Annotated in this window: 9 protein-coding genes and 1 pseudogene; 2 read left to right on the top strand and 8 right to left on the bottom strand. The window is 55.1% G+C overall.

Going from position 1 to position 7,701, the window contains the following annotated elements; genetic code table 11:
• The 7 genes and pseudogenes from PAT3040_RS38840 to PAT3040_RS21005 form a co-directional block, all read right to left on the bottom strand.
• Positions 1–97 (bottom strand): annotated as a pseudogene (locus PAT3040_RS38840) (beta-ketoacyl-ACP reductase); the annotation flags it as partial.
• A gap of 52 nt (positions 98–149) precedes the next feature.
• Positions 150–1,097, bottom strand: a complete 948-nt coding sequence (gene fabD, locus PAT3040_RS21030; protein ID WP_108994280.1) for an ACP S-malonyltransferase — start codon at positions 1,095–1,097, stop codon at positions 150–152.
• A gap of 30 nt (positions 1,098–1,127) precedes the next feature.
• Positions 1,128–2,114, bottom strand: coding sequence for a beta-ketoacyl-ACP synthase III (locus PAT3040_RS21025; RefSeq protein ID WP_087572607.1), 987 nt, complete (start codon positions 2,112–2,114; stop codon positions 1,128–1,130).
• A gap of 9 nt (positions 2,115–2,123) precedes the next feature.
• Entirely contained in the window at positions 2,124–3,113 is a 990-nt protein-coding gene (gene plsX / locus PAT3040_RS21020; protein WP_087572606.1) for a phosphate acyltransferase PlsX, read from the bottom strand.
• Positions 3,097–3,693, bottom strand: a complete 597-nt coding sequence (gene fapR, locus PAT3040_RS21015; protein ID WP_179215988.1) for a transcription factor FapR — start codon at positions 3,691–3,693, stop codon at positions 3,097–3,099. Before fapR ends, plsX begins: the two co-directional genes overlap by 17 nt.
• Before the next feature lie 280 nt (positions 3,694–3,973).
• Entirely contained in the window at positions 3,974–4,147 is a 174-nt protein-coding gene (gene rpmF / locus PAT3040_RS21010) for a 50S ribosomal protein L32 (protein WP_015845071.1), read from the bottom strand.
• A 108-nt stretch (positions 4,148–4,255) separates the two neighbouring features.
• Positions 4,256–4,780 (bottom strand): YceD family protein, encoded by a 525-nt coding sequence (locus PAT3040_RS21005; RefSeq protein ID WP_108994279.1) that lies wholly within the window; start codon positions 4,778–4,780, stop codon positions 4,256–4,258.
• Positions 4,781–4,959: 179 nt separating this feature from the next.
• Here PAT3040_RS21005 and PAT3040_RS21000 point away from each other — a divergent pair, with 179 nt between their 5' ends.
• A complete protein-coding gene (locus tag PAT3040_RS21000; RefSeq protein ID WP_108994278.1) occupies positions 4,960–6,201 on the top strand; it encodes a nucleotidyltransferase in 1,242 nt (413 codons plus the stop codon).
• A 66-nt stretch (positions 6,202–6,267) separates the two neighbouring features.
• On the opposite strand, the gene PAT3040_RS20995 is transcribed toward PAT3040_RS21000, so the two are convergent.
• Positions 6,268–7,053, bottom strand: a complete 786-nt coding sequence (locus tag PAT3040_RS20995; RefSeq protein WP_146200500.1) for a S16 family serine protease — start codon at positions 7,051–7,053, stop codon at positions 6,268–6,270.
• 113 nt (positions 7,054–7,166) lie between these two features.
• On the opposite strand from PAT3040_RS20995, the gene PAT3040_RS20990 reads away from it, so the two are divergent.
• On the top strand, positions 7,167–7,701 hold a 535-nt coding region (locus PAT3040_RS20990), incomplete at its 3' end, for a nucleoside recognition domain-containing protein (RefSeq protein WP_373863962.1).

The raw sequence follows: 7,701 nt of genomic DNA, 5'->3' as shown, positions 1-7,701 counted from the left end.
CAGCCTCGGCCAGCGCGATCGCGATCGCTCGTCCGATTCCGCGGGAAGCACCTGTTACGAGCGCTTTTTTGCCCTCCAGGCTTGCAAATACCGTCATACCTTTCCCCTCCTTTACGAATTCAACATCTATCCTGAGCGAGCGCTCATCGTTATGATTGGTTCACTTGAATATCCTCTTGCAATGCTTCTAGCGATGTCAGGCTGTTTACGGACATTACGCGTACGCCGCGGTCGATCTTCTTGATCAAACCCGCCAGCACCGTGCCGGAGCCGATCTCGACGAAAGTGTCAACGCCTTGGTCGATCAGATAACGAACGCTGTCCTCCCACAAGACGGGAGAATAAACTTGCTCCACGAGCAAATGACGAATGTCAGCCGCTGCCGTTACCGCTGTAGCCGTCACGTTCGCGACGACCGGCACAGCCGCGTCGTTTAGCGCGATACCGGCAAGCTTCTCGCCGAGACGCTCCGCCGCAGGTTTCATGAGCGAGGAATGGAAGGGTCCGCTTACTTCCAGCGGAATGACGCGCTTGGCGCCGGCTTCCTTGCCGCGTTCCACAACCGCTTGCACGCCGGCCGCGGTTCCTGAGATTACAATCTGACCCGGGCAATTGATATTGGCCAGCTCAACAGCCGTACCGCTTGCCGTAACGTCTCCGCACAGCTTCGCCAGATTCTCGCGTTCGCCGCCAAGAACGGCCGCCATTGCGCCAAGTCCGCCCGGAACGGCATGCTCCATGTATTCTCCTCGTGCGCGTACGGTCGAAACCGCGTCCTCGAAGCCGATAACGCCGGCTGCGACCAAGGCGCTGTATTCGCCCAGACTATGACCTGCTACGTAATCCGGCGCAAGTCCGCTTTCCTTCAACAGCTCCAGATAGGCAACGCTAACCGTCAACAATGCAGGCTGCGTATTGGCCGTCTGTTTCAGCACCTCTTCGGGTCCCTCAAAAATCAATTTCGTCAGATCGAAGCCCAGCGCTTCGTTCGCTCTCTCGAACACGGAACGCGCCGCTTCATTCGCCTCGAAGGCGTCCTTGCCCATTCCCACTGCCTGGGCGCCTTGCCCAGGAAACACAAAAGCAGTTTTCCCCACGACTGTTCCCCCCATGACAGATCTATATCATTACCAAATAAGGACGGATGAACCCCATGTCAAGCCGCCTCCGAAACCGACGAGCACCATGCAATCGCCTGGTTTGACACGGTCTTGCTCCACGGCCTCCGCCAGCGCAACAGGAATCGATGCGGCGGACATATTGCCGTACTTGTCGAGATTGATCATCGCTTTCTCCTCCGGCAAGTTCAGCCGGTTAAGGGCGGATTGGATGATACGAATATTCGCCTGATGCGGGACGAGCAGATCGACGTCTTCCTTGGTCTTGCCAGCCTTCGCCAGCGCGTCCTCGGCCGCGCTGCCCATAATGCGCACCGCGAACTTGAATACATCATTGCCCGCCATATAAATATAATGCTGCTTCTCTTCAATAGAAGCTGCGGATGCAGGCAGACGCGAGCCTCCGCCTCCGACCTTAAGCAGCTCTCCTCCGCTTCCGTCGGCTCCAAGCTCGAACGACAGGAATCCGCGTCCTTGTTCTACGGGACCCAGCACGACGGCGCCGGCGCCATCGCCGAACAGGATACAAGTATTGCGATCGCTGTAATCGGTGATGCGGGACAACGTCTCCGCGCCAACGACGAGCACATGCTTGTACATGCCCGTTGCGATCATGTTCGTGGCTGTTGCCAGTCCGTAGATAAAGCCGGAGCATGCAGCCGACAAGTCGAACGCTGCAGCCTTTTTGGCGCCCAGCTTGTTCTGCAGCAGGCACGCAGTGGACGGAAAGAACATGTCGGGCGTGATCGTCGCCACAAGAATCAGATCCAATTCCTCCGCTGTGACTCCAGCCGCAGCTATTGCGCGCTTGGCCGCTTCGTAAGCGAGATCGGACGTCGCTTCCGCAACGTCTGCGATGCGACGCTCGCGAATGCCAGTCCGCGTAACGATCCACTCGTCGTTCGTTTCCACCATTTGTTCCAATTCATGATTCGTAAGAATACGCTCGGGCACGTATTTGCCCGTGCCGATAATGCCGACAGGCTGCAAACTCATCGTACACACTCACTTCCCGTTGATTTCTGCGGTAATCGAGTCGATTAACTTCGCTTGTAGCGCGACTCTCGCCTGACGGACCGCGTTTTTGACCGCTACGACATCAGATGATCCATGGCATTTCACTACAAGTCCATTAAGGCCGAGCAGCGGAGCGCCTCCATGTTCCTTGTAATCCATTTTCTTCTTAAGCTGCTTCAACCTCGGCAGCATGATCGCAGCTGCCACCTTCGTCAATAACGATTGTCCAAACGCATCCTTCAGCGATGTAAAGATGGTTCCAGCTGCGCCCTCCATCGCCTTAAGCATGATATTGCCCGCGAAGCCGTCGCAGATCAGCACGTCGCAGTTGCGGTTAAGGACATCCCGCGCCTCCACGTTGCCGATGAAGTGAATGGGGGCTTTCTCCAGCAATTCGAACGTCGCCTTGGAAATTTCGTTGCCCTTCATCGCTTCCGTTCCGACGTTCAGCAGCCCGACCCTTGGCTTATCCATTCCATGCACCTTGGCTCGGTAGATGCTGCCCATTATGGCGTACTGGAGCAAATGCTCCGGCTTCGCATCCATGTTGGCGCCTAGATCGAGCGCCAGTACGCCTTTGTCGTCCATCGTGGGCATCATGGGCGCCAGCGCCGGCCGTTCAATTCCTTCCATGCGGCCTACAACTAGCAATCCGGTAGCCATCAGCGCGCCGGTATTGCCTGCAGACAACATCGCCTCCGCATGCCCTTCTTTCACGAGCGTTCCAGCGACCACCATGGAAGCGCCTTTTTTTCTTCGCACCGCACGAACGGGTTCGTCATCTGGTCCGATTACGTCATCCGCGTGGTGTATCGTCACGTTGTCGGGCTTGGCCCCTCCGAACAGCGGCTCAATCGCCGCCGTATCTCCGACCAGCAGCAGCTCCGTATCCGGCCACTCCGCGGCGGCTTCGAGGGCACCCTTTACGATTAGATCCGGCGCGTGGTCCCCGCCCATGGCGTCAATCGCGATTCGCATGGTCCTCGCCCCCTTTATCCTCTGAATTTCCTGCTGATCTGAAAATGACGAAATTGCCTTGGAACACCATTTCGTCCCCTACATAAGTGAACAGCTCCACCTTGGACTTGCTCCGTTCTCCGGAGATGGAGCGGACGTATGCCTTCGCGATACACTTCTCGCCCAGCCGTACGGGACGGACGAAGCGGATATCCGCTGTCACCGTCAGCGCGATGGCATCATTGATCACCGCCACGGCCAGCGAATTCGCTTGAGCGAACACATGATGTCCGCGGGCGATGGACGTCCTGGAAAATACATGTTCTTCGCGAATTTCGAAGATCGAGATGCCGCTCTTATCGAGCTCCAGATCCACGATCTCCCCGATCACCTCGTGCAACGGCAGCGACTTGACGGAATCATAGGAACGCTCCGCCATCAGCTTCATCCGTTCCCTGAGCTCGGGAATGCCAAGCTCCATCCGGTCTAGCCTGATCGTCTGGATACTCACCTTGAGCAGACGAGTCAATTCCCTGTCCGTAATGAAAGGATTCTCATCTATATATTGGGACAGCTGCTGATGCCGCTGCCGTTTGGGCATTCGTTCCATGATCGGCACCGCCTCCCGCGCTTCTTAAAGTTATATGTATAGGAGCTCATTTTATCACCTGGTACTAAAACAGTATATAAAAAAAACTCGTCCCGCGCAATGCGAATGACAAAAACCTCCTGATCCAGCTCTTCACGGAGATGCAACAGCCCTGAACTAACGCAAGGTGAAACGGTTGACGCCGTCCCCTGCGGAGCAACGCGATTCAATCGGAGTTCAAAAAAATAGCATCTCATCAAAGATGAGATGCTATCGTTACTCGAGTATCATCTTATTGGGAGATGATCTCTTTTGTTTTGTAATATCCACACACTTTGCAAACGTGGTGACCCAGTTTCAGTTCTCCACACTGCTCGCATTTCACCATGCCCGGTACTGCCAGCTTGAAATGCGTACGACGTTTGTCGCGGCGAGTTTTGGATGTTCTACGTTGAGGTACTGCCATCTTTCCCACCTCCTTCACATAATGAAGTTCAAAAAGTCCAATTTTGATCGCGAAGCATAGCTACGAGGTTTACGCCACGTCGAACTTTTTGAACCTTGATTTAAAACGCTACTCTTTAAACAAATCCTTGAGAGCTGCGAAACGCGGGTCGATCTTCTCGTTTTTGCAGCTGCATGTGTGCTCATTGAGATTCTGCCCGCATACCTGGCACAGTCCCTTGCAATCCTTGTCGCAAAGCGGCGCGAACGGCATGAAGAGCAGAAGCGACTCTTCCAGATAAGGTTTCAGGTCCAGCTTGTCTCCCGCCACTTCCACGAACTCGTCTTTCTCGTCCTCGTCGGACTCTTCGTTATCCGAAGAATCTTTCTCAGTTGGTTTGAACTGCTCGTAAAATGGTATGACGGTTCGTTCCTTCGTTGGTTCAAGACAACGTGAGCACGCCAGCTCCAGATCGGCGGACAATTCTCCCTCGGCAGTTATGTAACCGTCGTGGCCCGTCACTTCAATCGATACATGAAGCGGTCCTGCATGAATCACGTCCGAACGTCCCTTGAACAGATCGTTTAAGTCAAGCTCTTCTTTAACCGTCGTCTTTAAGCCTTTAGCCATCATCTCTCGCATTTGAAACAACATATCATCACCCCAAACAAACAAAGATTATTATATCTATTCTGCTAGCGTTTTGTCAACATTTTCACGCTCTCTACTTTGCGCCCCTGCTGGATTTGCCCTAGCGAAGCTTTAGCCTGTATGTGCCAGAGGGCTTTGTGCTATAGTGGAAGGATCATCCAACGACAGCGAGGAGTCGAGGCATGCGTACCGTAGGTCTGATCGTCGAATATAACCCCTTCCACAACGGACACTCTTATCATTTGCAACAGTCGCTCAAAATAACGGAAGCCGATGCCGTCGTCGCCGTCATGAGCGGCAACTTTCTGCAGCGCGGCGAACCCGCGCTCGTCGACAAGTGGACACGAACTCGAATGGCGCTCGCCGGCGGCTGCGATCTCGTCATCGAGCTGCCCGTCGCTTACGCGACCCAAGCAGCCGAATGGTTCGCCTACGGCGCGGTGTCCCTCCTGGAATCGACGGGAGTCGTCGACGCCTTCTGTTTCGGTACGGAGAGCGGACAACTGTCGCCCTTGCGGAGAGCCGCGGAGCTTGCGGCGCATGAACCCGAGCCGTTTAAGCGATTGCTGAAGGAACGGCTCGATACCGGTGTTGCTTATCCTCAAGCCTACAGCGGAGCGATAGCAGCATATTTGGCTCAGCAAGGCGACGAAGATTCAGCCGGCTTTTCTTTTGACCAACCTAACCATACGCTTGGTTTGCACTATTTGATCGCCCATCGCCGTCTCGGAAGCAGGATGGAGCCTTACACGATTGCCCGAGAGAAAGCCGATTATAACCAAACGACGATAACGGACGTTCGGATCGCCAGTGCCACTGCCATCCGCAAGCTCGTGCTTGGCGAAGGTTCGTTGGCTGAAGCTGCTTCGTATGTTCCAACGTCGACTTGCGACCTCCTTGCGGAAAGCATCGAGCGAGGACTTGCCCCCGTCAGCTGGGACAACTATATTCATCCGCTCCTGCACGGCATAGTGACTAGGAGCGCGGAGCAACTGAGCCAGTTGCACGAGCTTGCCGAAGGACTGGAGTACCGCTTGCTCCAGAGCATTCCGCAGCTTGCGGATTGCACTTTCGAATCGCTGTTGGAGCAACTTAAGACGAAGCGGTATACGAGAACGAAGCTCCAACGGGCGCTGTTGTCCGTGCTGTTAGGTCATGCCAAGGATGATTTCACTGCAGTGCAGCTTCGCTCAGGAACGGAATATATACGCGTGCTTGGCTTTACGGATAAGGGCAGGGAGCTCTTGAGACGTATGAAGCGTACGGCAGCCGTTCCCGTTTTAATGAGCGCGGCACGACCGCCGCAGACTTATCGTTATCTGGAATTGGATACGGCGGCAAGCGCCGCTTATTGGCTTGGCGTTCCCGGCGCTTCCGCTGCGGATTTATATCGCGACTTCCGAGATCGCCCCATCATCGTATAATGTTCCCCGACAATGGCGGCCTTCGACCAATTCTGCGAAGCGGCTGTATCGGCGGCTTTTCTCGGCTTAACCTGTCCGTTCGACCGCGAATGCCGATATAGCCTGCACTGCTTCTGCAAGTGACGACACGCCTACGATAACCGTGTCGCCGTTCAATCGTTTGGCCGTCCTGCGGGCTTCCTTTTCATTCCCCTTGGGAACGATGAACAGATCCGCGCCGTATCCGGTGACAGACACGGTCTTCTGCTTGACGCCCCCGATCGCGCCGACATTGCCAGCGGCGTCGATCGTCCCGGTAGCCGCAATCTTTAATCCCCTGGATAGATCCTCTTGCTCCAGCAGCTCGATCGCTTGCAGCGCAAACACCAATCCGGCGGACGGTCCGCCGATCTCGTTCGCTTTTATCGTAATTGCGTCAGCCGTCTGCTCGGGAATGACAGACCCATTTTCGACACGGTATTTGATTTTCGAATAATTGTAAGCAGCTTGCAGAGCCGTATTCTGGGACCCGCTCATAATATCGTTCAACCGGTCGACATATTCGTTTTTCGTTTTCCCTCCGAACACTTGCCGCTTCCAGCGAACATCCATGTTTCGATCCACGCCGGCCTTGATCACGCCCCAAATATTTGGGGCCGTCAGCCGAACGGCCGTCAGCACAAAATCACCTTCGCCGGATGCTCCTTCATCACTGTTCGTACTTTCCAGCACGACCATGGACTCGACGGGAACCGCAATGCCAGGCTCATAGACAACATACGGAGACGGCGCGTATAACAGCAGCCACATGGCAAGAGCCGTCGCACCTCCCGCCAGCATCATGCGCCTTGCCGTAGACCACTTCTCCCCCAATTCTAATCCCCCAATTCTTCCCCCGGTGCTAATGATGATGCAGGACTGGTCTAACTTTTCCAACAATCGCGTACTAATGAATGATACGGTTGTCCAAGAGGAGTTGAACGGTTATGGCCAAAACGATCATTTTCGCTGCTTTATCCTTGCTGCTCGTCGGCGCCATTATCGTGCAGCCGGATGCTTCCTTCCAAGCATCGCTTAAGGGGCTGACCGTCTGGTGGAACCTGGTATTTCCTGGCCTGCTCCCGTTTCTCATTTTATTCGAAATCATGCTAGCCTTCGGACTTGCCCACGGCATGGGAGTCCTTCTTCAGCCTTCGATGAAACGATTATTCAACCTGCCAGGAGAAGCTGTAATGCCTGTTGTCATCGGCTGGCTTGGCGGCTATCCGGCAGGAGCCGAGGCGGTAGCCTCCCTTCGCAAGAGGGAGCTCGTCAATCGCAGCCAAGGGCAGCGTCTGCTCGCGCTCGCGCATATGCCAAACCCGCTGTTCATGCTGGTCATCGTCGGCGCCGGCTTCTTGCAAAAGCCGCTTGCAGGCATGTTTATCGCAGGCGGCGTCTGGCTCTCCGCCATTTGGTTGACTCTCCTTGGTTCCGTCTGGAGAGGAAATCGTTTGACGGAGTCGACTACCGCCCATTCGC

The sequence above is a fragment of the Paenibacillus agaridevorans genome (assembly GCF_003112455.1).
GTDB classification, from domain to species: Bacteria; Bacillota; Bacilli; order Paenibacillales; family Paenibacillaceae; genus Pristimantibacillus; species Pristimantibacillus agaridevorans.
This window is presented reverse-complemented; position numbering and strand designations above follow the sequence as displayed.